At 65.4% G+C, this 23,615-nt stretch carries 18 protein-coding genes and 1 tRNA gene; 8 read left to right on the top strand and 11 right to left on the bottom strand.

Annotated elements, in window-relative coordinates:
• Window positions 1-17 precede the first annotated feature (17 nt).
• Window positions 18-1,241: a CaiB/BaiF CoA transferase family protein gene (locus tag H3H39_RS24935; protein ID WP_182157104.1), complete on the top strand. Its 1,224-nt coding sequence runs from the start codon at window positions 18-20 to the stop codon at window positions 1,239-1,241.
• Between the two features lie 16 nt (window positions 1,242-1,257).
• Here H3H39_RS24935 and H3H39_RS24930 read toward each other — a convergent pair whose 3' ends face one another.
• From H3H39_RS24930 to H3H39_RS24915, 4 genes are read right to left on the bottom strand one after another with little or no spacing between them, the layout of a single operon-like run.
• Complete coding sequence (locus H3H39_RS24930; protein WP_182157103.1) at window positions 1,258-1,617, bottom strand: hypothetical protein; 360 nt, start codon at window positions 1,615-1,617, stop codon at window positions 1,258-1,260.
• Window positions 1,614-1,883 (bottom strand): hypothetical protein, encoded by a 270-nt coding sequence (locus tag H3H39_RS24925; protein WP_182157102.1) that lies wholly within the window; start codon window positions 1,881-1,883, stop codon window positions 1,614-1,616. Before H3H39_RS24925 ends, H3H39_RS24930 begins: the two co-directional genes overlap by 4 nt.
• Complete coding sequence (locus tag H3H39_RS24920; protein WP_182157101.1) at window positions 1,880-3,994, bottom strand: putative bifunctional diguanylate cyclase/phosphodiesterase; 2,115 nt, start codon at window positions 3,992-3,994, stop codon at window positions 1,880-1,882. The genes H3H39_RS24925 and H3H39_RS24920 overlap by 4 nt, the downstream gene beginning before the upstream one ends.
• A 1-nt stretch (window position 3,995) precedes the next feature.
• Window positions 3,996-7,016 carry a hybrid sensor histidine kinase/response regulator gene (locus H3H39_RS24915; RefSeq protein WP_182157100.1) on the bottom strand — a complete coding sequence of 1,007 codons (3,021 nt, stop codon included), beginning with the start codon at window positions 7,014-7,016 and terminating at the stop codon, window positions 3,996-3,998.
• Between the two features lie 340 nt (window positions 7,017-7,356).
• Here H3H39_RS24915 and H3H39_RS24910 point away from each other — a divergent pair, with 340 nt between their 5' ends.
• Window positions 7,357-8,580 carry a glycosyltransferase gene (locus H3H39_RS24910; protein WP_182157099.1) on the top strand — a complete coding sequence of 408 codons (1,224 nt, stop codon included), beginning with the start codon at window positions 7,357-7,359 and terminating at the stop codon, window positions 8,578-8,580.
• An 84-nt stretch (window positions 8,581-8,664) separates the two neighbouring features.
• Here H3H39_RS24910 and H3H39_RS24905 read toward each other — a convergent pair whose 3' ends face one another.
• The 7 genes from H3H39_RS24905 to H3H39_RS24875 all read right to left on the bottom strand — a co-directional run bounded on the left by H3H39_RS24905 (window position 8,665) and on the right by H3H39_RS24875 (window position 16,008).
• Window positions 8,665-9,600 (bottom strand): PEP-CTERM sorting domain-containing protein, encoded by a 936-nt coding sequence (locus tag H3H39_RS24905; protein WP_182157098.1) that lies wholly within the window; start codon window positions 9,598-9,600, stop codon window positions 8,665-8,667.
• A gap of 241 nt (window positions 9,601-9,841) precedes the next feature.
• A complete protein-coding gene (locus H3H39_RS24900; protein ID WP_182157097.1) occupies window positions 9,842-10,780 on the bottom strand; it encodes a PEP-CTERM sorting domain-containing protein in 939 nt (312 codons plus the stop codon).
• Between the two features lie 184 nt (window positions 10,781-10,964).
• Window positions 10,965-11,639, bottom strand: a complete 675-nt coding sequence (locus H3H39_RS24895; RefSeq protein ID WP_182157096.1) for an acyltransferase — start codon at window positions 11,637-11,639, stop codon at window positions 10,965-10,967.
• A 3-nt stretch (window positions 11,640-11,642) separates the two neighbouring features.
• The gene (locus H3H39_RS24890) at window positions 11,643-12,737 is read right to left on the bottom strand and encodes a nitroreductase family protein (protein ID WP_182157095.1); all 1,095 of its coding nucleotides are present in this window, start codon (window positions 12,735-12,737) and stop codon (window positions 11,643-11,645) included.
• Window positions 12,734-13,603: a ThiF family adenylyltransferase gene (locus tag H3H39_RS24885; RefSeq protein WP_182157094.1), complete on the bottom strand. Its 870-nt coding sequence runs from the start codon at window positions 13,601-13,603 to the stop codon at window positions 12,734-12,736. Before H3H39_RS24885 ends, H3H39_RS24890 begins: the two co-directional genes overlap by 4 nt.
• A gap of 132 nt (window positions 13,604-13,735) precedes the next feature.
• Window positions 13,736-13,936 (bottom strand): YbdD/YjiX family protein, encoded by a 201-nt coding sequence (locus H3H39_RS24880; RefSeq protein WP_182157093.1) that lies wholly within the window; start codon window positions 13,934-13,936, stop codon window positions 13,736-13,738.
• Window positions 13,936-16,008, bottom strand: coding sequence for a carbon starvation CstA family protein (locus H3H39_RS24875; RefSeq protein WP_182157092.1), 2,073 nt, complete (start codon window positions 16,006-16,008; stop codon window positions 13,936-13,938). Before H3H39_RS24875 ends, H3H39_RS24880 begins: the two co-directional genes overlap by 1 nt.
• Before the next feature lie 204 nt (window positions 16,009-16,212).
• Between H3H39_RS24875 and H3H39_RS24870 the strand changes: the two genes are divergently transcribed.
• The 6 genes from H3H39_RS24870 (at window position 16,213) to H3H39_RS24845 (ending at window position 23,280) form a co-directional block, all read left to right on the top strand.
• Complete coding sequence (locus H3H39_RS24870) at window positions 16,213-17,565, top strand: cache domain-containing protein (RefSeq protein ID WP_182157091.1); 1,353 nt, start codon at window positions 16,213-16,215, stop codon at window positions 17,563-17,565.
• A gap of 16 nt (window positions 17,566-17,581) precedes the next feature.
• On the top strand, window positions 17,582-18,217 hold the full coding sequence (locus H3H39_RS24865) for a response regulator (RefSeq protein ID WP_182157090.1): 636 nt from the start codon (window positions 17,582-17,584) through the stop codon (window positions 18,215-18,217).
• A gap of 358 nt (window positions 18,218-18,575) precedes the next feature.
• Window positions 18,576-19,742: an EAL and HDOD domain-containing protein gene (locus H3H39_RS24860; RefSeq protein ID WP_182157089.1), complete on the top strand. Its 1,167-nt coding sequence runs from the start codon at window positions 18,576-18,578 to the stop codon at window positions 19,740-19,742.
• Between the two features lie 2 nt (window positions 19,743-19,744).
• Window positions 19,745-21,796, top strand: a complete 2,052-nt coding sequence (locus H3H39_RS24855) for a putative bifunctional diguanylate cyclase/phosphodiesterase (protein ID WP_182157088.1) — start codon at window positions 19,745-19,747, stop codon at window positions 21,794-21,796.
• A gap of 62 nt (window positions 21,797-21,858) precedes the next feature.
• A tRNA-Ser gene (locus H3H39_RS24850) sits at window positions 21,859-21,948 on the top strand.
• 138 nt (window positions 21,949-22,086) lie between these two features.
• Window positions 22,087-23,280 (top strand): tyrosine-type recombinase/integrase, encoded by a 1,194-nt coding sequence (locus H3H39_RS24845; RefSeq protein ID WP_182157087.1) that lies wholly within the window; start codon window positions 22,087-22,089, stop codon window positions 23,278-23,280.
• Window positions 23,281-23,615: the final 335 nt, after the last annotated feature.

Here is a 23,615-nt window from a genome sequence, read left to right as displayed (position 1 = left end):
GACCCCCACACCACCTCATGACGACATCCGCACCGAACCTGGCCGGGCCGCTGGCCGGCATCAAAGTCCTGGAATTGGGCACCCTGATCGCGGGACCGTTCTGCGCCCGCATGCTGGCCGAGTTCGGTGCCGAAGTAATCAAGATCGAAGCGCCCGATGGCGGTGACCCGATCCGCCAGTGGCGCGTGCTCAAGGATGGCACTTCGCTGTGGTGGTCGGTGCAGGCGCGCAACAAGAAAAGCGTCACGCTCAACATGAAGGATGAGCGCGGCCGCGCCATCGCCCGCCAGTTGGCGCTGGAGGCGGACATCATCATCGAGAATTACCGGCCCGGCGTGCTGGAGAAGTGGGAGCTCGGCTACGAGCAGCTCAAGGCCGTCAACCCGGCCACCATCATGGTGCGCCTGTCCGGCTTTGGCCAGACCGGACCCATGAAGGACTTGCCCGGCTTTGGCGCCGTGGGCGAATCGATGGGCGGGCTGCGCTACGTGTCCGGCTTCCCGGACCGGCCGCCGTTGCGGGTGGGCATCTCGATCGGCGATTCCGTGGCCGCCTTGCATGGCGTGATCGGCGCCATGATGGCGCTGCGCCACCGCGACGCCACCGGCGGGCGCGAGCGCGGCGAGGGCCAGATGGTGGACGTGGCGCTGTACGAATCCGTGTTCAACCTGATGGAATCGCTGGTGCCGGAATACGACCAGGCTGGCGTGATCCGCGAGCGCACGGGCGGCGCGCTGCCCGGCATCGTGCCATCGAACACCTACACCACGCGCGACGGCGACAACATCGTCATCGCCGGCAATGGCGACGCCATCTTCAAGCGCTTGATGCTGGCCATCGGCCGCATCGACATGGCGGGCGACCCGCAACTGGCCCGCAACGATGGCCGCGTGCCGCGCACGGCCGAGATCGACCACGCCATCCAGTCCTGGTGCGACACCCAGGATATCGACGGCGCACTGGCCGTGCTGAAAGCGGCCGACGTCCCGGCCAGCAAGATCTATTCGGTGCGCGACATGATGAGCGACCCGCAATTCCTGGCGCGCGATATGTTCGAGCAGCACCATTTCCCGGACGGCACGCCCGTCAAGTTACCGGCCATCTCGCCCAAACTGTCGGCCACGCCGGGCCACACCAAATGGATGGGCCCGGCGCTGGGCCAGCACAACGCGGAAGTGCTGGCCGCGCTCGGCTACAGCGAGCAGCAGATCGCCGCCTTCAGGCAGGACAAGGTGTTGTAAGCGCCATGGCGCCGCCTTAGTTGGCGGCCAGCGCGCCAAGCAGGGCGCTGGCTCTGGCGGGCGCCAGCGGCTGGTGCAGCGCGGGGTTGGCGAGCTCATGAATGATGGCCGTAATCCTGTGCTCGCTGGCAGGCGCAGTGGCGATGTCGTCGCGCCCCTCCACGCCGTTGGCCCAGGTTTCGACATCCATGTGCGACAAGCCACCGGCCAGGAAACGGCGCAGCACGGCGGCGATATGATCTTCCGTCAACAGAACGGGCAGACCTTCATAGTCCCAGCCCATGGCGGCCAGCGCGGACAGGGTTGCCTGGACCGGCAGGGCGCAGGCCAGCAGCCGCCGCACCAGTTCCAACCGTTCATTTTCCACTGCGATCATGGGAACACCCCTCCCGCCAGTTTGTCCTTGACGTTGATGATAATCCCAAACGGATCGTAGGTGCTCTTGCTGTACTGGACTGTCACCCCGTCGGCGTCGATCTGCTTTTCATAGACGGCGAACGAACCGGTCACGCGGCCGGCGGAGGTAGCCTGTGCGGCAATGCCACCGTTGGGCAGCGGCCGGAATTGCACGCTCAGCCGGGCGTTGGTGGGCAGCTTGCCGACGAAGCGTGCGATATTCGCGGCCTGCGCCAGCCGGTTCATAAAGTGGCCGGGCTGGCCAGCGCATACTGGTTGCGCAGCATGAGCGTGATGGACTCGGGCGGTGAGGGGTGGCCCAGGTAATAGCCCTGGGCCAGGTCGCAGCCGTAATGTTCCAGCATCACCAGTTGTTCATCCGTTTCCACGCCTTCGGCCACCACCGCCATTTTCAAGCCATGCGCCATGGCGATGATGGCGCGCGTGATGGCGGCGTTTTCCGAATCCTGCGGCAGGCCGCTGATGAAACTCTTGTCGATCTTGAGCGCCCGCACGTCGAAGCGCTTGAGGTAGTTCATCGACGAGTAACCGGTGCCGAAGTCGTCGATCGACAAATACACGCCGATGGCCCGTAACTGGTCCAGCGTGATCATGGTGGCGCGCGCGTCGTCCATCAGCGTGCCTTCCGTCAGTTCCAGTTCCAGCAGGCCGGGCGCCAGCCCCGTCTCCTGCAGCGTGGACATCACCACCTGGGTCAGGTTGTCGTCCTTGAATTGCTTGGCCGATAGGTTGACGGCCATGCGTACCGGCTGCGGCCCCATGTCGGCCCAGCAGCGGGCCTGGGCGCAGGCCGTGCGCAACACCCATTCGCCGATCGGCACGATCAAGCCCGTTTCCTCGGCCAGCGGGATGAACTCGGTGGGCGAGATGATGCCCCGTTCCGGATGGCGCCAGCGGATCAGCGCCTCCACGCCCACGATCTGGCCGCTGGGCACGTCGATCTGGGGCTGGTAGAGCAAGTACAACTCGTTGTTCTGCAAGGCCCGCCGCAAGCCCACTTCCAGCTTGACGTGGCTCATGATCTGCATGGTCAGCGAAGAACTGTAGAGCTTGGCGTTGTTCTTGCCGCAGTTCTTGGCGTGGTACATGGCCGTGTCGGCGTATTTGAGCAGGGAGTTGCAATCCTCCCCATCCTCCGGATACAGCGAGATGCCGATGCTGGCCGTGACGAAGATTTCGTGGGCGTCGATCAGGAACGGCCGGCGCATGGCTTCCTTGACCCGGTGCGCCACGTTGAGCGCGTTCTCCACCCGCTCCAGGTCGGGGATCAGGATAGTGAATTCATCGCCGCCCAGGCGGGCCAGGTTGTTGCCATGCTGCTCGGTGCGCGATACCAGGTCGCTGGGCCGTGTCGTATCGCGCAGCCGTTCCGAGACGGCTTTCAGCAAATGGTCGCCCACGTTGTGGCCCAGCGTGTCGTTGATGCGCTTGAACGAATCGAGATCCATGAACAGCACGGCGAATTTCTTGCCGCCGTGGCGCGAGCGGGCCAGTTCGCGTTCCAGCGTTTCCAGGAACGCTTGCCGGTTGGGGATGCCGGTCAGGCTGTCGCAATAGGCCAGGCGCCGGATCTGTTCCTCGGTGCGCTTGCGCTCGCTGATGTCGCGCACCAGGCCCAGCACTTCGTCCGGCCCGGTGGCCACCAGCCGCGCTTCGAAATGGTGGATGCTGCCGTGCCGCACCAGTTCATAGTCGACGGAGCGGATCTGCTGGTGCTCCAGCACGGCCTGGGCCTGTTCCAGCAAGCGTTGGGCGATGTCTTCCGGCAGCACGTCGCGCAAATGGTGGCCCGCGCATTGTTCGACGCTGAGGCCGCTGTGGGCGTCGTGCCCCTGTTCGTAGTCGAGGTAGTAGCCATTCTTGTCGAGCCGGAAGAAGGTGTCGGGGATGGCGGCCAGCACGGCGCGGTTGTGGGCGTCGGCGATGCGCAGGCGGGCGATGGCGTCGCTGGCGCGCAGCACGTACAGCACCCGATGGCCGAGGATGGGCCAGTTGATGGGCTTGGACACGAAGTCGGTCGCCCCTTCCTCGTAGGCCAGGGTAACGGCTTCCAGGTCGTCGCTGCCGGTGACCATGATGATGGGGATGGCAGCTTGCGTTTCGCCGGCCCGGATCGCGCGGCACACGGCGTAGCCATCCATGACCGGCATGTCCACGTCCAGCAACACCAGGTCCGGCGCCATGCTGCGGTAGCAGGCCAGCGCCTGGGCGCCGTCTTCCGCTTCCAGCGTGTCGAGGCCGACCTGGTCCAGCATTTCCCGCATCAGCAGGCGCATCACGGGATCGTCGTCCGCGACCAGGACCAGACCGCGTTTGGGGGAGAGAGACGGTGCCATATCAGGTTTCCTTTTCCAGGATGGTGTTCAGCGACTGGTGCACGGCCTGGAACTCCCGTTCCATGCCGGCCAGCAGGTCGGCCGCGCCTGCCGTGCTGCCGTTGCGCCCCAGTAGTTCCATTTCCTTGCACGCTAGCGCCAGCGCTTCCGCGCCGACATTGGCGCTGCTGGCCTTGAGGCTGTGGGCCGCCTTGCGCAGGTTGTCGGCGTCGGCCGCCGCGATGGCCTGGCGCAGCGTCAGCAGATGGGTGGGGGTGTCGTTGACGTAGGCTTGCAGCACCCGTTCCAGCAAGGCGTTGCCGTTGGTGGGGCTTAAGGCGCGGATGTTGTCCAGCGCTTGGCGGTTGATGCTGTCGCGCGCGGCCGTGGCCGCCGCCGCTTCGGATGCTGCGAACGCCACAGACGCCACAGACGTTTTGGGCGCTGGCGGGATGGGCGCGGCGGGAGCGGCGGAGGCGGCGGGGGAGGAGGGCGGCGCGGTGGGCCGTGCCGGCGGCGGCAGCGGCCCTGGCGCCTGCAGCACGGCGCGCGGCAGCTTGAGCCAGCGGGCGATGGTCTGGCCCAGCGATTGCTGGGTGAACGGCTTGCTCAGGTAGTCGTCCATACCAGCCGCCAGGCACGATTCGCGGTCGCCTTGCAGCGCGTTGGCCGTGATGGCGATGATGGGCAGGCTGCGGGTCCGTCCTTGCTGCTGTTCGTGGCGGCGGATCTCCGACGTGGCGGCGAAGCCGTCCATGACAGGCATCTGGCAATCCATCAGCACCAGGTCGAAGTGTTCCGTCTGCACCGAGCGCAGCGCTTCCTCGCCATTGCCGGCGCGGCGCACGTCCAGGCCCAATCCTTCCAGCATGGCGCTGGCCACTTCCACGTTGACCGGGTTGTCCTCCGCCAGCAGCACCTTGCGCCGCTTGCGCGCGCGCGGCGTGGCAGATAGGGCGGCGTCGGCAACGGTTGCGGGCGCGGGCCGGGCGTCGTCCGCCGCGCTGGCGGGCGGCGGCGCGGCGTCGCTGTGGACCGGGGCGCTGCGCAATGCTTCGCTGCGCGTGGGGGGCGGTGGCGCTTGGGGCGGGTCGGCGCCGTTGGGGGCGGCGATGATGCAATCGTACAGGTCGCACACACGGGCCGGCTTGATCAACTGGAAGGCGACGCCGGCCTCGCGCCGCTGCACGCTGTCGGCCGCCTCCCGTTCGGTACTCAGCAGCAGTACCTTGAGGCCGGCCAGCGCCGCATCGGCCCGGATGGCGGCCGCCAGCGCCAGGCCGCTGGTGCGCGGCAAGGCCATGTCGAGAATGGCGACATCGTAGGGCTGGCCGCTGGCCAGCGCTTGCCGCAGCCGGTCCAGGCCGGCGTCGGCACCGCTGCTGTCGCACTGCATGTGCCAGCTCGTCAGCAAGCGTTCCAGCTCGGCGCGGCTGGCGAGATGTTCGTCAATAATCAAAGCCCGGAGCCCCTGTGTGAGTTTGCGGTTGAACGCGGGATCGTCGGCATCGACGCGGCGTTGATCAAAATTTACTGTGAACCAAAAAACAGAACCTTGCGTTTGCGCATTGTCGATGCCAATTTTTCCACCCATTAATTCAACCAGTTGCCGGGAGATGGCCAGCCCCAGCCCGGTTCCCCCATGCTTGCGGGTGGTGGAACCGTCGGCTTGGGAGAAGGAATCGAAGATGCGGGCCCGCGCTTCGCCCGACACGCCGATGCCCGTGTCGTGCACTTCGAAGCGCAGGCGCACGGCTTGCGCGTCCTCGTCCGTGACGGCCACCTTGAGCGTGATCTTGCCCGTCTCCGTGAATTTGACGGCATTGCCCACCAGGTTGACGATGACCTGGCGCAGCCGGTTGGGGTCGCCATACACGCCGATGGGAATGTGCAGGTCGGTCACCAGTTCCAGCCGCAAGCCCTTGGCCTGCGCTTGCGGCGCGAACACGTTGTCGATGTCGTCCAGCAGTTCGCGCAAATTGAAGTGGATGTATTCCACCGTCAGCTTGCCGGCCTCGATCTTGGAAAAGTCGAGGATGTCGTTGATGATGACCAACAAATGTTCACCCGAGCGCTGCACCATGGTCGTGTAGTGGCGCTGCTGTTCCGTCAGCGGCGTGGCCAGCAGTAATTCCGTCATGCCCAGTACGCCGTTCATGGGGGTGCGGATCTCATGGCTCATGGTGGCCAGGAAGGCGCTCTTGGCCTGGCTGGCCGCCTCGGCCGCGTTCTTGGCTTTCTCCAGCTGCTCCGTGCGCACCCCCACCTGGCGCTCCAGTTGATCGCGGTACTGGGCCAGCTTGGCGTCCCGGCCTTCGACCTGAACCAGCATGTTGTTGAAGCTGTCGATCAGCACACCCAGTTCGTCGTTGCGCTGGTGTTGCACGCGGTGGGCGTAGGTCTGGCTGCTGGTGACGCGCTGGGCGGCGGCGATCAGGCTGGCGACCGGTTCGGCGATGTCGGCGCGCCAACGGACCGCCAACGCCAGCGCCGCCAGCAACGCGGCCAGCGCGGCCGCGCCGCCCGCGGCCATCTCCTTGGCGATGGCGAGCCACATGGCGGTCTGGGCAGCTTCTATCATCACGGCGCCCACTGACAGGCCGTTGTTGACAATGGGCAGGTAGACGCGCATGGCGGGCGCACCCAGGGAGCCGCTGTCCTCGGTGTGCGCTGTGTCGCCCAGCGCGGCCAGGCCCGCCGCGCCCAGTTCCGGCGCTGCCGGGGGCGCGGCGCCGGGATGCTCGTAGCTGGCCAGCGGCGCGCCGTCGGCGTCGTACAGGACGGCCTGCACGATGTCTGGCCACGCGGCCAGCGCGGCCAGCGTCTGGCCGGCGCGGCGGCGGTCGGCCGCCTTCAGCGCGTCGCCCCCGCTGGCGCCGATCACGGCCGCCAGTGACGACAGCTGGCGCTGCTCGCTGGCCCTGTGGCCGAGCACACTGGTGACGGCGAACACGGCGCACACCAGCAGCAGCGCGCCGCCGCTCGACAGCATGGCGATCATGGTCAGTTTTCGGCTCAGGCTGGAGCGTTCGACATCGAACATGGCGGTTTATCCAGTCTCGGTGGAGTTGGTGACACTGTGGCGTGCTGTTCGCATGGGCGGTTGGCTCAAACGCCAGGATGGCGGCGCGTCGTCCGTGGGAGAACGATGTCGGACAGTGCTACGAAGAAAAATATATGCCCGGGAAAGTTGCGTACATTGATCTGTATCTAATCCTGGTAGGCCAGTGTGTGCCTAGCGTTTTGCCATTCTCCGCACGAGCGGCACCCGTGGCTGGCCGCAGGCCGGCCGCCACCCGGCGCACGATTGAGCCAGATCAAGCCGCCTGGCGCCGGGCGCCGCAAGCTGGCAGCTGGGAATCGGCTGGAAGGGTGGTGGCGGCATGCAGCGCAAGCGGATATTGTTTGTGGCCGAAGCGGTGACGCTGGCCCATGTGGGGCGGCCATTGGCGCTGGCCGGCGCGCTCGATACGCGCCAGTACGAGTTGCATTTCGCGTGCGCGCCCGGCCACCAGGCCATGCTGGCCGGCACTACGCTGACCTACTGGCCCATTGCCAGCATCCCGGGCGCGCAATTCCTGGCGGCGCTGGCGGCGGGCCGGCCCGTGTATGACGAGCCGACACTGCGCCGTTACGTGGAGGACGACCGGCGCCTGCTCGCGGAAGTGCGGCCCGACCTGGTGGTGGGCGACTTTCGTTTGTCGTTGTCCATCAGCGCGCGGCTGGCCCGGGTGCCCTATGTGACGGTGAGCAACGCTTACTGGAGTCCGTATGTGCGCCAGCACTACCGCGTACCCGCCATTCCCCTGGCCCGCCACTTGCCGCTGGCGCTGGCCGACGGCTTGTTCCGGCTGGTGCGCCCGCTGGCGTTCGCCGCGCATACGGTGCCGCTGAACCGGGTGCGGCGGCTGCATGGCTTGCCGTCGCTGGGCTGGGACTTGCGTCGCGTCTATACGGACGCCGACTGGACCGCCTACGCCGACATTCCCGAGCTGTTCCCACCCGAGGCCATGCCGTCCAACCACCGCTACCTGGGGCCGGTGACGTGGTCGCCGCCCGTCGCGCCGCCGCCGTGGTGGGATAGCTTGCCGGCCGTGACGCCGCTGGTCTATGTCACGCTGGGCAGTTCGGGCCAGGGGACCTTGCTGCCCATGGTGCTGGAAGGCTTGGCCGACTTGCCGGTGACGGTGATGGCCGCCACAGCGGGCAAGGCCATGCCCGCGGCCATCCCGGACAACGCGCGGGTGGCCAGCTATCTGCCCGGCGACGAGGCGGCCCGGCGCGCCAGCCTGGTGGTGTGCAATGGCGGCAGTCCCACCAGCCAGCAAGGCTTGACGGCCGCCGTGCCGGTGCTGGGCATCGCCGGCAACCTGGATCAGTTCCTGAACATGCAAGGGGTCGTGGCGGCCGGCGCCGGCGCCTTGCTGCGGGCCGACCGGCTCACAGCCGGCGCCGTGCGCCGTGCGGCGGCGGACTTGCTGAACCAGCCGCAAGCGTGCGCTGCGGCGCTGCGGGTCGCCCAGCAATGTCGCCGCTATCCGGCCGGCGAACGGTTCGCCGCGCTGCTGGCCAGCGCGCTGGCCACGCCCGCCGGGCCGCTGCCTTGAGCGGGCGGCCTGCAGTCCGCTCGCTACGCTGACTGCGCTGACTGCGGATTTTTCACCGCCTTGCCAGCGCGAGCCGATGCCCGCTTACGTGCCAGGGCGGCGGCGCGTGCCCAGCGCCAGGCCCGCGAAGCCCAGGCCCATCAAGGCCAGCGTGGCCGGTTCCGGCACGGCCGAGAAGCTGACCGAGCCGTCCACCTTCAGTTCCGGCACGGTGGTGGGCGCCGTGCCGTCCCACATCACGTTCGGCGTGAAGAACGACGGTACGTTGGTGGTGCCCGTTTCCTTGTCGCTTACGATGGAGCCGGTCACCACGTCGAGGAACAGGGGATTGACGTAGTCGATCATGAAGCGCGAATCGAAGGACCCGGTGCCGATCGGGCCGGTGGCCGTGAAGCTGGCGTCGTTGAAGATCAGGTGGGCCGACATGATCAGCGTGCCGTCGCCGTCCGTGTCGCCGGCGCCGGTGCAGCCGGCCGAGGTGATGCCGGTGCCGTAGCAGCGCACGGTGCCCGTGCCGTTGCCGGGCACGGCCTTGCTGTTGGGGCCACCCACCGGCGCCAGGCGGTCGAAGTAGACGGCGAAGTTCTGTACCCCTGCATGCAGCGGGTCCACGTCCATGGCGGCCGATTGCGTGGCTGGCATGGTGAAGTGGGCCGTGGTCGGCGTTTGGGCATCGACCAGTTCCTGGAAGCGCACCACGGTGCTCAGTTCAAAGTTCGTGTTCAGTCCGGCTGGCGTGACGATGGCGGGGATGTTGCTGTTGCTCATGGTGCCGGTGACGTTTTGCGTGCGCAGTTCCGTCAGGTATGGCGCCGCGCCGCCGGGACCGACTGTGAGGCCGGGAACGAAGCCCGTGGCCACGGCCGTGTCGGTCACGTTGGTCCACAGGTCGGCATAGGTGTTGTAGACGCCGTTGCCCAAGGTGGACAGGCCGATGGTGGCGCCCGCGTGCGCCACCGAGGGCATGGCCAGCGTGGCGGCGATGGCCAGGGCGCTCAGCGTGAGTGAAGTGTGTTTCATGGCTACTCCCAAAGTAAGTGAAGTACTGCGGTGAAAGACTGCGATGGGTTGCTGCTGCATGGATCCCGGCAGGGGATCGTAGCCAGATCAATGCAAGTTCCAAGCCAGGACTTATTTTCCTATGTAAAACAAGGACTTGAATTGCGTTTGGTGTAGCGGGACGAAAATTTCGGCGGGCAATGTAAAAAAATCCGGCATGGAATGCCGGATCAAAACAGCAAGGAGAAGTCGGGGCCGCGTGTCAGCCGGCCGCGTTGCGGCGCCGGCCCAGCGCCAGGCCGGCGAAACCCAGTCCCAGCAGGGTCAGCGTGGCCGGCTCGGGCACGGCGATGAAGCTTTGCGAGGAATCCACTTTCAGGAAAGGCACGCCTCCCGCGTCGGGTGCCGTGCCGTCCCACATGGTGGCGGGCACGAAGAACGACGGCACGTTGGTGGTGCCCGTGAATTTGTCGCGGAAGATGCCGGCGGTGTTGATGTCCAGGTACAGGGAATTCACATAGTCGAGCGAGAAGCGCGAATCGAACGAGCCTGTACCGACCCCGCCGCTGGCCGTGAAGCTGGCGTCGTTGAACACCAGGTGGCCGGACATGATCAGGACGCCGTCGCCATCGGGGTCGCCGGCGGCACCGCAACCGGTCGAGGTGACGCCCGCGCCATAGCAGCGTACCGTGCCGGCGCCGTTGCCGGGCACGGCCTTGCTGGTGCCGAGCCGGTCGAAGTAGACGGCGAAGTTCTGTACGCCGGCATGCAGCGGATCCACGTCCATGGCCGCCGACTGGCTGCCGGGCAGGGTGAAGTGGGCGGTGGTGGGGGTCTGGGCGTCGACCAGTTCCTGGAAGCGCACAATCTTGCTGAGCTCGAACGTGGAGTTCAGGCCAGGCGGCGTGACCAGGGCCGGGATATTGCTGTTGGTCATGGTGCCGACCACCATCTGGGTCCGCAATTCCGTCAGGTAGGGCGCGGCGCCACCGGGGCCGACCGTCAGGCCGGGGATGAAGCCGGTCGCCAGGCCGGTGTCGGTGACGTTGGTCCACAAGTCGGCATAGGTGTCGTAGATGCCGTTGCCGGCGGTGGACAGGCCGATGACGGGATCGGCCATGGCGACGGCCGGTGCCGCCAGGGCGGCGGCCAGGGCCGTCGCCATGAGGGCGCCCGGTAGTGCGGCTGGATGCAGTTTCATGAGAGTCTCCAGGGAAAGTAGAACAGCTTGTCTTATCGCAAAACCCATGCGCGGGCTTTGTGCAATGTTCTGAGCAAATTCCCTGCCATCGGCGTTTTTACCTGTCCAAACAGGCACTTGCGACGGCTGCTTGGATGGGGCCGCCGGTGGTGGATGGGACCACTGTCAAGAACGCCGACAAGCGTTAGTCGGCGCCGGCCGGCCCCTTCAAGCGCCGCGCCGGTATCCCGCCCCACACTTCGCCGGCGCCGATCTGGCTATCCTTGACCACCACCGCGCCGGCCGAGACGATGGCGCCGTCGCCGATCGACACCCCGGCCATCACGACGGCCGTGGCGCCGATGGTGGCGCCGTCGCCGATCGTGACGGCCTTCAGCTCCATGCGCTGGCCTTCGATCACGTGGGCGAAGATGGCCGCGTCATGGCCGATGATGGTGTTGGCGCCGATGCGCGTGAGTGGCGGATCGAGCAGCACGCCGGCGCTGTAGGTGTTGGCGCCCAGCCGCGCGCCCAGCGCCAGATACACTAGCCGCAGCAGGGGCACCGGCAGGAAGTGGGTGCGGATCAGCGAGTTGAACAGCATCAGGTAGAACAGGATGTTGACGTTGGCGGCGAACTCGTCGCGCGTGCCGGGCGCCACCGGCCCTTCGCGCAGCGGCATCGCCAGCAGGAACAAACGGTAGACGAGGAAGGCCCACAGATAGCTCAGCACCACCCCGGCCAGCAGCAGCAGCACGCCGCGAAAATCCCCCAGCGGCAGGCGGCCCAGCAGCAGCGCCGTGCTGCCCACGCCGGCCAGCAGGATCAGCGCCAGCAGCGACAGGAAGCACGCGATTTCTCGACCCTTGATGGTACGCATGGTTCACTCCTGGCCCGGCGCGGCCGGTACGATCAGCGTGCTCAGCGGCAGGCGCAGCGAGCGTGCCCGGGCCGGGGCGCCGGCGCCGATGCGGCCCATGAACACGGCATGGTCGAACTCGTGCTTGCCGATCAGCAGCTGGGCTTGCCGGGCCAGCGCGCGGGCGCGCGCCTGCATGCCGGGCGCGCGCGAGAACGGCCGGTTGTCGCGCACATAGCGCGCGAAGATCAGCGGCGTCAGTTCCGGCTGCAACTGCAGGCCGACGCGGGCCGCCGCCAGCCAGAAACGCTGCATGGCGCGTCCGGCCGCCACGTAGTCGTCCACCGATTGCGGCCGTTGATCGGCCACCAGCACGAAGTGGGCGGCGCAGGCCAGGGCCGGGAGCAAGTCCATTTGCAATCGTGGCGCCACGGTGCCGGCCAGCCAGGTGTTGAAGAATTCCACCCGGCCCCAGCTTTGCATCACCCACTGCATCAGGCGCGCCGTCAGCGGGTCCACGCCCAGCGCCTGCTCGGGGATGCGGTCCTCGCTGTAGCGGGCCTTCCATTCGATCACGGCGCGGTGTACCTGATGCGCTTCGGGCATGGTCAGGCGCAGCCCGGCGTTGCGGTACAGCAGCCTGGCCATGGCCCACCGCTGGCCCTGGCCTTCCAGCCACAGCACGCGATAGCCGGCCGGCAAGGCCGCTTGCAGTTCCAGGCGCTCGCGCTGCGTCAGCGCGCGCGTACTGAGCGGGCGGCGCTGCACGCTGCGCTGTTCGATGGCCGTGGCCAGCGGGTCGGCCTCGCTGTCGGGCGCGTTGCTGAAGCGGACGTCGAAAGTGGGGCGGTTGTCCGGCAGGCCGGGCCGGCGCCGCGCCTGCATGGACAGGCGGAACAGGCTGGCGGCGCAGGCCATGGTTTCCAGCAGGGCGCCCAGCGACATCTGGCTGGGGTGGCCGTCGAGGTCGTAGACGCAGTGGTCGCGCGTGTCGAAACCGTGTACCACGAGATGGCGGGCATCGATGATTTCAAAGCGCCACGGCTGCGTGTTGTCGCCGCTGGGAGCCCAGCGGGCCAGTTCGAGCACGCGTTCCAGCGTGGGGTCGAGCGCCATCATGGCTGGCCTCCCGGCATGCCGCGGCGCGCCATCAGCATGGCCAGCTGTTGCAAGGGATGGCGGTTGCCGCCGGGACGCCAGGTGCGCACCAGCCGGTTGCGGTAGGCGTCGAACTGCCAGCCGTGAGGCGCGGCCAGCACGGGACCGCGCCCCAGCAGGACCTTGAGCGCCTCGGTGGCGGCCGCGCCCGCGCACAATTCGCAGGCCATGATGGTGGACGGCCCGCGCCGCTGGGCCAGGTTGATGCTGGACGGGTCGACCAGATAGGCGCGGTGCAAGCCGGCCGGCGCCAGGCCCACCAGGAAGCGCAGGGCTTTTTCCGTCTCGTCGTGCTGGCCCCAGCCGAAATACTCCTCGAACGTCATGCGGCCGGGCAGGAACGTGAGCACGGCCGTGCCCATGCCCAGCGGCGCGGCCGTGATGGCCGGTATGCGCAGCCGGGCGCAGGCGGCGAAAGTGGCCTGGCGTGCCGCGAAGGCGAAGAAGTCGAGGCCGTCCACATACAGGTCCACGCCATCGAGGAAGGCGGCCAGGTTGTCGTCGTGTACGCCGCCGGGAAAGCGGGTCAGCGTCAGTTTGGGGTTGATGTCACGCGCCATGGCGGCCAGCACCTCGACCTTGGGCTGGCCCACGGTGGACATGGCGGCGCCGGCCTGGCGGTTGAAGTTGGCGATGTCGAACCGGTCGAAGTCGGCGATGTGGAAGGTGCCCACACCGAGCCGGGTCAGCGTCAGCAGGTGGCGCCCGCCCACGCCGCCCATGCCGGCGATGGCGACGCGCTTGTTGCGCAGTACGGCCTGTTCGGCTGGCGTGACCCAGCCCAGGTTGCGGGAAAATGCTTCTTGATAGGAAAAAGTATCGCTCATGTCGCCCTTGCTCGTGAGTATGCGCCGAGTCTGGTTGCACGGCAGGATAAGGTTAGACCGTGGGCGCATAAAAAAGTTCCGCACGGCCGGTAAGGGCGGTGCGGAACAAGGGCAGAAGCAGGGTGGGACAGGTCAGCAGCAGCCGCCGCGCTTGCCGGCCCCGCCGTAGCGGGCTTCCTGGCGTTCGCGGAAGAATTCCTCGTAGCTCATCATGGGCTCGCCCGGGTGGGTCGCTTCCCGGTGCGACACATAGGTATCATATTCGGGCAGGCCCACCATCAGGCGCACGCTCTGGCCCAGGTAGCGGCCCGCCTTGACCAGTTCGCCAAACATCACTGCACCGTCGGCATCAGCACCAGCGGGCTTTCCTGGGTGCTGGGGTGGGCAGTGGCGCGGGCCGCCAGCACGGTGCGCACACCGAACACCAGCACCGACAGCACCACCACCATGAAGAAACCAGCCAGCGATGCGTCCAGGTAATCGTTGAAGATCACTTGCTGCATCTGCGCCACCGACTTGGCCGGCGCCAGCAACTTGCCGCCGTCCAGCGCACCCTGGTATTTGGCGGCGTGGGCCAGGAAGCCGATGCGGGGGCTGGCGTCGAAAATCTTCTGCCAGCCGGCCGTCAGCGTGCACAGCAGCAGCCAGGCCGTGGGCGCCAGCGTGACCCAGGCGTATTGACCCCGTTTCATCTTGAACAGCACGCAAGTGCCCAGGATCAGCGCGATCGCGGCCAGCATCTGGTTGGCGATGCCGAACAGCGGCCACAAGGTATTGATGCCGCCCAGCGGATCGACCACACCCTGGTACAGGAAGTAGCCCCAGGCCGCCACGCACAGGCCGGTGGCCAGCAGGTTGGCGTACACGTTTTCCGTTTTCTTCAGGGCTGGCACGAAGCTGCCCAGCAAGTCCTGCAGCATGAAGCGGCCGGCGCGGGTGCCGGCATCCACGGCCGTCAGGATGAACAGGGCTTCGAACAGGATGGCGAAGTGGTACCAGAACGCCATCATGGTCTTGCCGCCGATTACGCCCGACAGGATGTTGGCCATGCCCACGGCCAAGGTGGGGGCGCCGCCGGCGCGCGAGATGATGGACAGCTCGCCCACGTCCTTGGCGGTCTGGGTCAGCATCTCGGGGGTGATGTAGAAGCCCCATTGCGACACGGCATGGGCGGCCGTCTCGGCCGAGGTGCCGATCAGGGCGGCCGGGCTGTTCATGGCGAAGTACACGCCCGGTTCGATGGTGGAGGCGGCCACCAGGGCCATGACGGCGACGAACGATTCCATCAGCATGGCGCCGTAGCCGATGAAGCGGGCATGGCGTTCATTCTCGATCATCTTGGGCGTGGTGCCGGAGGCGATCAGCGCGTGGAAGCCGGACACGGCGCCGCAGGCGATGGTGATGAACAGGAACGGGAACAGGCTGCCCGACCAGACCGGGCCGCTGCCGTCGATGAACTTGGTCATGGCCGGCATTTTCAGGTAGGGGGCCACCAGCACGATGCCCAGCGCCAGGCCGACGATGGTGCCGATCTTGAGGAAGGTGGACAGGTAATCGCGCGGCGCCAGCAGCAGCCACACGGGCAGCACGGAGGCGATGAAGCCGTAGCCGATCAGCATCCACGTCAGTTCGGTGCCGGTGAAGGTGAACATGGGCGCCAGCGCCGGGTTCTCCTGCACGTACTGGCCGCCGAAGATGGCGCCCATCAGCAGGATGAAGCCGATCACGGAAATCTCGCCGATGCGGCCGACCCGGATGTAGCGCGAATAGACGCCCATGAACAGGGCGATGGGGATGGTGGCCATCACGGTGAAGCTGCCCCATGGCGAGCCGGTGAGGGCCTTGACCACGATCAGGGCCAGCACGGCCAGGATGATGACCATGATCATGAAGGTGCCCAGCAGCGCGATCATGCCGGGCACCTGGCCCAGTTCGGACTTGATCAGGTCGCCCAGCGAGCGGCCGTCGCGGCGCATGGAGATGAACAGCACGATGAAATCCTGCACGGCGCCGGCGAACACGACGCCGGCCAGGATCCACAGCATGCCGGGCAGGTAGCCCATCTGCGCGGCCAGCACCGGGCCGACCAGCGGGCCGGCGCCGGCGATGGCGGCGAAGTGGTGCCCGAACAGCACGTATTTGTTGGTGGGGACGTGGTCGAGGCCGTCGTTATGCTTGTTGGCCGGCGTCATGCGGCGGCCATCGAGGCCCAGCACCTTGTCGGCGATGAACAGGCTGTAGAAGCGGTAGGCGATCAGGTAAACGCAGACGGCGGCGATGACGATCCAGATGGCGCTGATCGCTTCGCCCCGCTTGAGGCCGATCACGCCCAGCGCGCTGGCGCCAGCCAGGGACAGGGCTAGCCAGCCCAGCCGGCTCAACAGCCGGTTTGGTGTGTGTTGCATACTTCCCTCCAGAGGTAGTGGAACGCTGCGTTGTGCTCCTGCCAGGAGTTGTGTTTTGGCATGCCCGCAGCTTATGGATAGTATTCAGGATCGCAATATCTGGAACAAGCGCAGCACTACGCAGCTTTGCTACGTGGAACTACGTAGCTGGCGGGGGCTGCTCCGGCGTAGAATGCTGCACGGAAACCCATGCGTGGACGCGACATGAAACTGCGGCAAAAAGTCATCTTCCTGGCCATCACGCCGCTGATCCTGGCGTTGTGCGCGATCGCGCTGGCCGTGCTGCACCAGGCCAGCGCGCTGGCCGGACAGCAGCGCGCCACCTTCCAGCAAGCGTACTTGGCCAGCAAGGAAGCCGAACTCAAGCATTACGTGGCCCTGGCCCAGCACTCCATGGCCCACCTGGCCGGGCGCGAGGACGTGGCCGCGCTGGACGAGGCCAAGCGCATCCTGTCCTCGCTCAGCTACGGCGACGATGGCTACTTTTTTCTGTACGACATGCAAGGCAAGTCCCTGATGCACCCGCGCCAGCCGGAGCTGGTGGGCCAGAATTTGTTCGAGCTGCGCGACGAGCAGGGCAATCCCACCATCCAGCGCCTGCTGGCGCGGGCCAAGGCCGGAGGCGGGCTGGTACGTTACTCGTGGGTCAAACCGTCCACCCACAAGGCCGCGCCCAAGCTGGGCTACGTGGTGGCGCTGCCGGACTGGGGCTGGATGCTGGGCACCGGCATCTACCTGGACGACGTGGACCAGGCCCTGGCCCGCATCGACGCCCAGCAATCGGCCAATATCCGCAGCACCATGTTGTGGATCGCCGCCATCGCCATCGCCGCCGCGCTGGTGGTGGGCGGCTCCGGGCTGGCGCTCAACATCAGCGAATCGCGGGTGGCCGACGCCAAGCTCAAGGTCCTGGCCCAGCGCGTGGTGGAATCGCAGGAGGAGGAGCGGGCCCGGCTGTCGCGCGACTTACACGACGGCATCAGCCAGTGGCTGGTGTCGATCAAGCTGCAGATCGAGGCCGGCATCATCCGGCTGGGCGGCGACGTGGCCCAGCGCCAGGCGGCCCAGGCCGCGTTCGAGCACACGGCCGAACAGCTCAACAATGTGCTGGGCGAAGTGCGCCGCATCTCGCACAACCTGCGCCCGGCCATCCTGGACGACCTGGGCCTGGCCGCCGCGCTCGACCACCTGGCCCATGAAGTGACGCTCAGCAGCGCCATCCCCATCCACTTCGCGACCGACGGCGCCACCGATGGCTTGCCCGACGTGGCCAACACCGTGCTGTTCCGGGTGGCCCAGGAAGCGCTCACCAATATCGGCCGCCACGCGGGCGCGCGCCGCATCGATCTCGACCTGGTGGGTGACGGCGCCGGCGTCACGCTCACCATCCGCGACGATGGCGTCGGCTTCGACGCGGACAGTATCGCGCTCCATCCCAAGCACGGAATCGGTTTGCGCAATATGATGGAGCGCATGGAAGCGATCGGCGGCCAGTTCGCCATCAGCTCGTCGCCGGCCGGCACGCTGGTGACGGCGCGGGCTCTGAATAATAGTTGAGTACTCAAGTAAACGCATGAACGACGTCATCAAAATTCTGCTGGTCGACGACCACCCGCTGGTGCGCGACGGGCTGCGCGCCCGGCTGGAGGCCATGCCCCAGTTCCAGGTGGTGGCCGAGGCGGGCGGGGCGGCCGAAGCGCTGGAGCAGGCCGGGCTGCACCGGCCCGATTTGGTGCTGATGGACATCAACATGCGCGGCAGCAACGGCATCGAGGCGACGGCCCAGTTCAAGCTGGCCTATCCCGCCATCGCGGTGCTGATCCTGTCCATGCACGACAAGCTCGAATACGTGACCCAGGCCATGCAGGCCGGCGCCCGCGGCTACGTGCTCAAGGACGCGCCCGGCAAGGATATCGTGGTGGCGATCGAGACGGTGATGTCGGGCGGCATCTACTACAGCGCCGGCCTGGCGCGCCAGCTGGCCAAGCCGCAGACCCAGGACAACCAGCTGACGGTGCGCGAGCATGAAGTGTTGCGCCACATCGCCAACGGCGAATCGAACAAGCAGATCGCCCGCGCGCTGGACTTGAGCGTGCGCACGGTGGAAACCCACCGCCTCAACATCAAGCGTAAACTGGGCATTGAAGGGCAGGCTGAACTGATCCGTTTCGCGGTCCAGCATGCCCAGTTCGGACGGGGCGGCCAGTAAGAAGTCGCCCAAAAAGCCCATGGCGTTGTGATGGTCCTTTGCCGCGCCAGCGCACTGTCTGCGGCGCCACGCTTGGTCACGCCCATTCTGAAACAACTTCTAAGACGAACTGGTCTGTGGCGAAAAAGTTGAAGACCGCTACTAATACCATTGAGCATTATTCAACTGTGTCCGGTTAGCGCGTCAATATCTGCTATATTTCCGTTCCCATAGGGAAAATTGTTACTTGCAAAAAATAGAATGTTGCACGCGTAAAAATTGGTCTGTAAGTGGTTTTGGCGGATATGTTGCAAAGCAACTGATTGCCCTCCAACAATACTTGAACTAAGATAACGCGCACGACCCAACCGAGATTCCGATGTCCGCGCCTCAACCCAGTCCGTTTCCGCTCGTGCGATTGCATGCCGTTTCCAACGCTCATAACGAGTGGGTGGCGCTGGCGTGGGAATGGTCGCCCGGCACCGACAACGTGCTGCAAGCGGCGCTGACGCTGCTCAACTATCCCGAAGCGCTGACGGCGCTGGCCCCGCTCGACTGCATCCTGCCGCTGCCCGACCCGCGCGTGCTGGAAGCGAACCACCTGTCCTCACTGCCGCCGCACCGCGTGATCCTGCGCGTGCCGGCCGTGGCCTGCCTCGACGAGGCCGTGCAAAAGAAGTGCGGTGCGCTGGCCGAGGCCGGCTATCGCATCATGGTGGACGGCGTGGCCGGTCCCGCCGCCACCAAGTCCGGCGCACGGGCGCTGCTGTTCAACTGCGCCACCGAACTGCCGCCGGCGCTGGCGCTGGTGGCCCAGCCGGGGCCGCACCTGGCCAGCCACGTGGACACCCAACAACGCCAGGCCGAATGCCGCGCGGCCGGTTTCAGCTGGTTCAAGGGCGACTTCGCCCGCCATCCGGCCGAGGATGCGGCCGCTGGCGACGGCACCTCGCGCAAGCGCCTGCTGGCGCTGCTGGGCATGCTGGCGCGCGACGCCGATTCGCGCGAACTGGAACAACTGCTCAAACAAGACCCGGCCCTGTCCTACCACCTGCTCAAGCTGGTGAACTCGGCCGCGTTCGCGCTGAGCTCACCGATCCATAGTTTTGGCCAGGCCATCAACGTGCTGGGCCGGCGTCAACTGCAGCGCTGGCTGCAATTGCTGCTGTACGCGCGCCAGCAGGACGAAGGCGGCGTCAACCCCTTGCTGCCGCTGGCGGCCGTGCGCGCCTCGCAAATGGAAACGCTGAGCAAGGCCCGTGGCGGCGACCGCGACCAGCAGGACATGGCTTTCGTGGCCGGCGTGTTCTCGCTGCTGGACGTACTGCTGGGCATGCCCATGGCCGACATCGTCAGCGCGCTGAACCTGGACCTGGACGTCGTGCGCGCCTTGCTCGAACGCAGCGGCCCGCTGGGCGAATTGCTGACCCTGGCCGAACAGGCCGACCCCGCCGCGCTGGATGCGGCCGGCATCGATCACGAAACCTACTGGCAAGGCCAGCTACATGCCTACCACTGGGCGATCCAGGTGAGCAGGAACTTATAGCCATGCTGGCCCATCCCGTCTCCAACTTCCTGCACCACAGCGCCGCCCTCTGCGACGCGGTCTTGCGTTTGCGGGGCCAGGCATTGGCACAGGAGTTGGGACGCATCGCACGCGAAGTGCTCGACAGCCCGGCCGGCTACTACCTGCCGGCCGACGAGCAGGCGGGCGAGGGCGGGGCGCCGGTCAGCGGCCTGGTGCAGGAAGTGCGTTTCGAACAGCAATTGTTCGGCCGCTTCGTGGTGAGCGGGCGCGACAACTACAGCGCGCTCGATGAACAGCACCTGGCCAGCCTGGCCAGCCTGGCCGGCAGCGTGCTGCAAGTGCACTCGCTAGCGCAGCGCTCCACCCACGCCTACGTGCAGGTGGAAGCCCAGTTGCAGCACCAGTCGCAGATCCTGGACCAGATGCACGAATCGGTGCTGACCATGGATTTGAACGGTTTCATCACCAGCTGGAACAAGGGCGCCGAACGGCTGTTCGGCTACAGCGGGGTGGAAGCCGTGGGCCGCAACATCCTGTTCCTGTACGACGACGAAGACACCGGTTTCCGCGACGCCTTCCTGGAGCAGGGCGGGCGCCTGATGGAAGTGCGGCGCAAGAAAAAGAATGGCGAAGTATTCTGGGCCAGCCTGTCGCTGTCGCCGCTGTGCGACGTCAACGACCGCTCGATCGGCCTGATCGCCTACCTGACCGACATCACCGAGCGCAAGCTGGCCGAGGAACGTATCCACCACCTGGCCTATTACGACGCGCTCACGGGCCTGCCCAACCGCAGCCTGCTGACCAAGCTGGTGGACCAGGCGCTGACGGTGGCCCAGCGCAGCAAGCTGCAAGGCTGCGTGCTGTTCATCGACCTCAACCGGTTCAAGCTGATCAACGACACCCTGGGCCGGCACGCCGGCGACGAACTGCTGCGCGAAGCGGCGCGCCGTTTCCGCAGCGTGTTGCGCGACCAGGACCTGGTGGCGCGGCTGGGCGGCGACGAGTTCGCCGTCGGCCTGTTCGACATCAGCCAGCATTACGAAGCGAGCATGGTGGCGCACAAGCTGCTGACGGCGCTCGGTGCACCATTCCTGATCGACGGCCACGACTTGCGGGTGGGCGGCAGCATCGGCATCAGCGTCTATCCGCAGGATGGCGCGGATGGCGAAACCTTGTTGCGGCTGGCCGACATCGCCATGTACCGCGCCAAGCAGCAGGGCGAGGCCGATGGCGACCATGTGGCGTTCTACAGCCAGGACATGAACCAGGGCATGCAGGACCGCATGCGCATCGAAACGGGACTGCGGCACGCGCTGGGCAATGGGCAGTTGCTGCTGCATTACCAGCCCAAGTTCTCCATCAGCAGCGGCAAGATCATCGGCGCCGAGGCGCTGGTGCGCTGGCATCATCCGGAACGGGGGCTGGTGCCGCCGGCCGAGTTCATTCCGTTGGCGGAAGCGACCGGGTTGGTGGTGCAGGTGGGCGAGTGGGTGCTGGAGGCGGCGTGTGCGCAGGCGCAGCAGTGGAAGGAGGCGGGCTTGCCGCCGATCCGGCTGGCGGTGAATGTGTCGGCGCGGGAGTTCACGTCGGCGCTGCCGGGACGGGTGATGGAGACGCTCAAGCGCTATGGCCTGGAACCGTCGTGGCTGGAGCTGGAGATCACGGAAAGCACGCTGATGCACAATATCGACCGCGTGATCGGCATCATGGACCGCATCACGGCGCTGGGCGTGACCTTGTCGCTCGATGATTTCGGGACCGGGTATTCCAGTTTGTCTTACCTGAAGCGTTTTCCTATCGATACGCTCAAGATCGACCGCTCGTTTACCACTGGGATTCCGACCGATGCGAATGACTGTGCGATCGCCAGTACCATCATCAGCATCGCCCAGCAGCTCAAGCACAAGGTGATCGCGGAGGGCGTGGAGACGGTGGAGCAACTGGCTTTCCTCAAGTCGTCCGGTTGCGATGAAGTGCAGGGGTATCTGTTTTCCAAGCCGTTGCCGGCGGCCCAGTTCGAACAGGCGCTGCGCGAAAATTGGCGGCCGGCGCAGGCGGATAAGGCGGCTTGACGTGGTGGAAGGGCGGGATTAGCTGGCAAGGTGTCGCTGATTCTGTATAATGCTGCCACTCAGGAAGCGTGGCCGAGCGGTTGAAGGCAGCAGTCTTGAAAACTGCCGACGGGGGAACCCGTTCGTGAGTTCGAATCTCACCGCTTCCGCCAGGAATGAAATCAAACCCCAGTGATGGGGTTTTTTTTCGTCCATTCTCATAGAGGGGAATTGAAAAAGATTGTCCACATTGCTCCATACATATGCGATAGAATCCATGCTATTCATGTGGGTAGGCATGGGGGTAGATTATGGCAATTGTTTTGGAGAAGTTGAAAGCATTGTCAGTGGCCAAGCTGGAGGCGCCTGGCTATTACGGCGATGGCGGGGGCTTGTGGTTACAGGTTTCCAAGACCAAAACCAAGAGTTGGATATTTCGCTACACTTTAAATAAGAAACAGAGGGAGATGGGGCTGGGCTCATTGCTGACTGTTAGTTTGGCCGAAGCGCGCGAAAAAGCGAAGGCGTGCCGGCTCCTGGTCTTGGATGGTATTGATCCGCTGGCAGAGCGCGAAGCTCGGAAGCAGCGACTGGCCGTGACCAAGGCCAAGCTGATCACTTTCGATCAATGCGCCAAACGCTATATTGCTGCCCATCGTGCAAGCTGGAAGAATTTGAAGCATGCCAGTCAATGGGAAAATACGCTGGCGACGTATGCTTCACCCGTCATTGGGTGCCTGCCAGTGGCCGAAGTTGATACAGCCTTGATCGTCAAGCTCTTGTCCCAGATTTGGGAGGAAAAGACGGAAACAGCGACGCGCCTGCGCGGGCGTATCGAGTGTATACTCGACTGGGCTGCGGTCAATAAATTTCGCCAGGGAGACAATCCGGCACGTTGGCGCGGGCATCTTGACCATCTGCTCGCAAATCCCAACAAGATCGCCCCCGTAAAAAATCACCCCGCATTGCCTTGGCAAGAAATCGGTGCATTCATGACGAAGCTGCGCGAGCGAGACGGTATAGCAGCGCGTGCAGTTGAATTTGCAATTCTCACTGCATGTCGATCGGGCGAGGTGCGCGGCGCAAAGTGGTGCGAGTTTGATCTGCTCTCTGCGATTTGGACGATTCCTGCTGCGCGCATGAAGGCTGGAAAAGAGCATCGTGTTCCATTATCATCGGCGGCCATTCAAGTTCTAGAGTCGCTACCCAAGGAGGGAGAAGTGGTTTTTCACGGTCGAAACGTGGAGTCACATTTGTCGGACATGAGTCTGACGGCTGTTCTGCGCCGTATGGATCGAGCAGACATTACCATCCATGGATTTCGCTCAACTTTTAGGGACTGGTGCGCAGAGTCGCCCTCGAATTCTTTCTCACGCGAAGTTTGCGAGCACGCACTTGCCCACAGTCTGCCTGATAAGGTCGAGGCAGCATATCGGAGGGGAGATCTTTTAGAGAAGAGGGTGCTTCTCATGAGCGCGTGGGCAAAATACTGCTCAACGCATTGACCGCATCAGAAATCGGGGTATAAGAAGGGAGCATTTATGCTCCCTTCTTTGTTTTTATATCGGAACGCAATTGCATCCGACAACACGTTGAAAGAGATAGATGATTACGCACGACAGTTTTTGTGCCTTAGGCGTTCCAAATGATGAGCCATATCAAAAAGAAGCGTTGGACCTGTTGGTAGAAATGTCCGCCAATGCGGAATCCCTATGAGGTAGCCTGACATTTTCGGACACTTCCATTTGATAAACTTGTCAAAGGGAGTGAAATCATGAGATCAACAACATACACGCCGGAATTCCGGGCCGAGGCGGTCAAACTGGTGCTGGCACAAGGG

It is taken from the genome of Rugamonas apoptosis (assembly GCF_014042355.1).
Lineage (GTDB): Bacteria > Pseudomonadota > Gammaproteobacteria > Burkholderiales > Burkholderiaceae_D > Rugamonas > Rugamonas apoptosis.
Note: the sequence above shows the minus strand (reverse complement) of the source record. Positions and strands in the feature narration are given on the sequence as shown.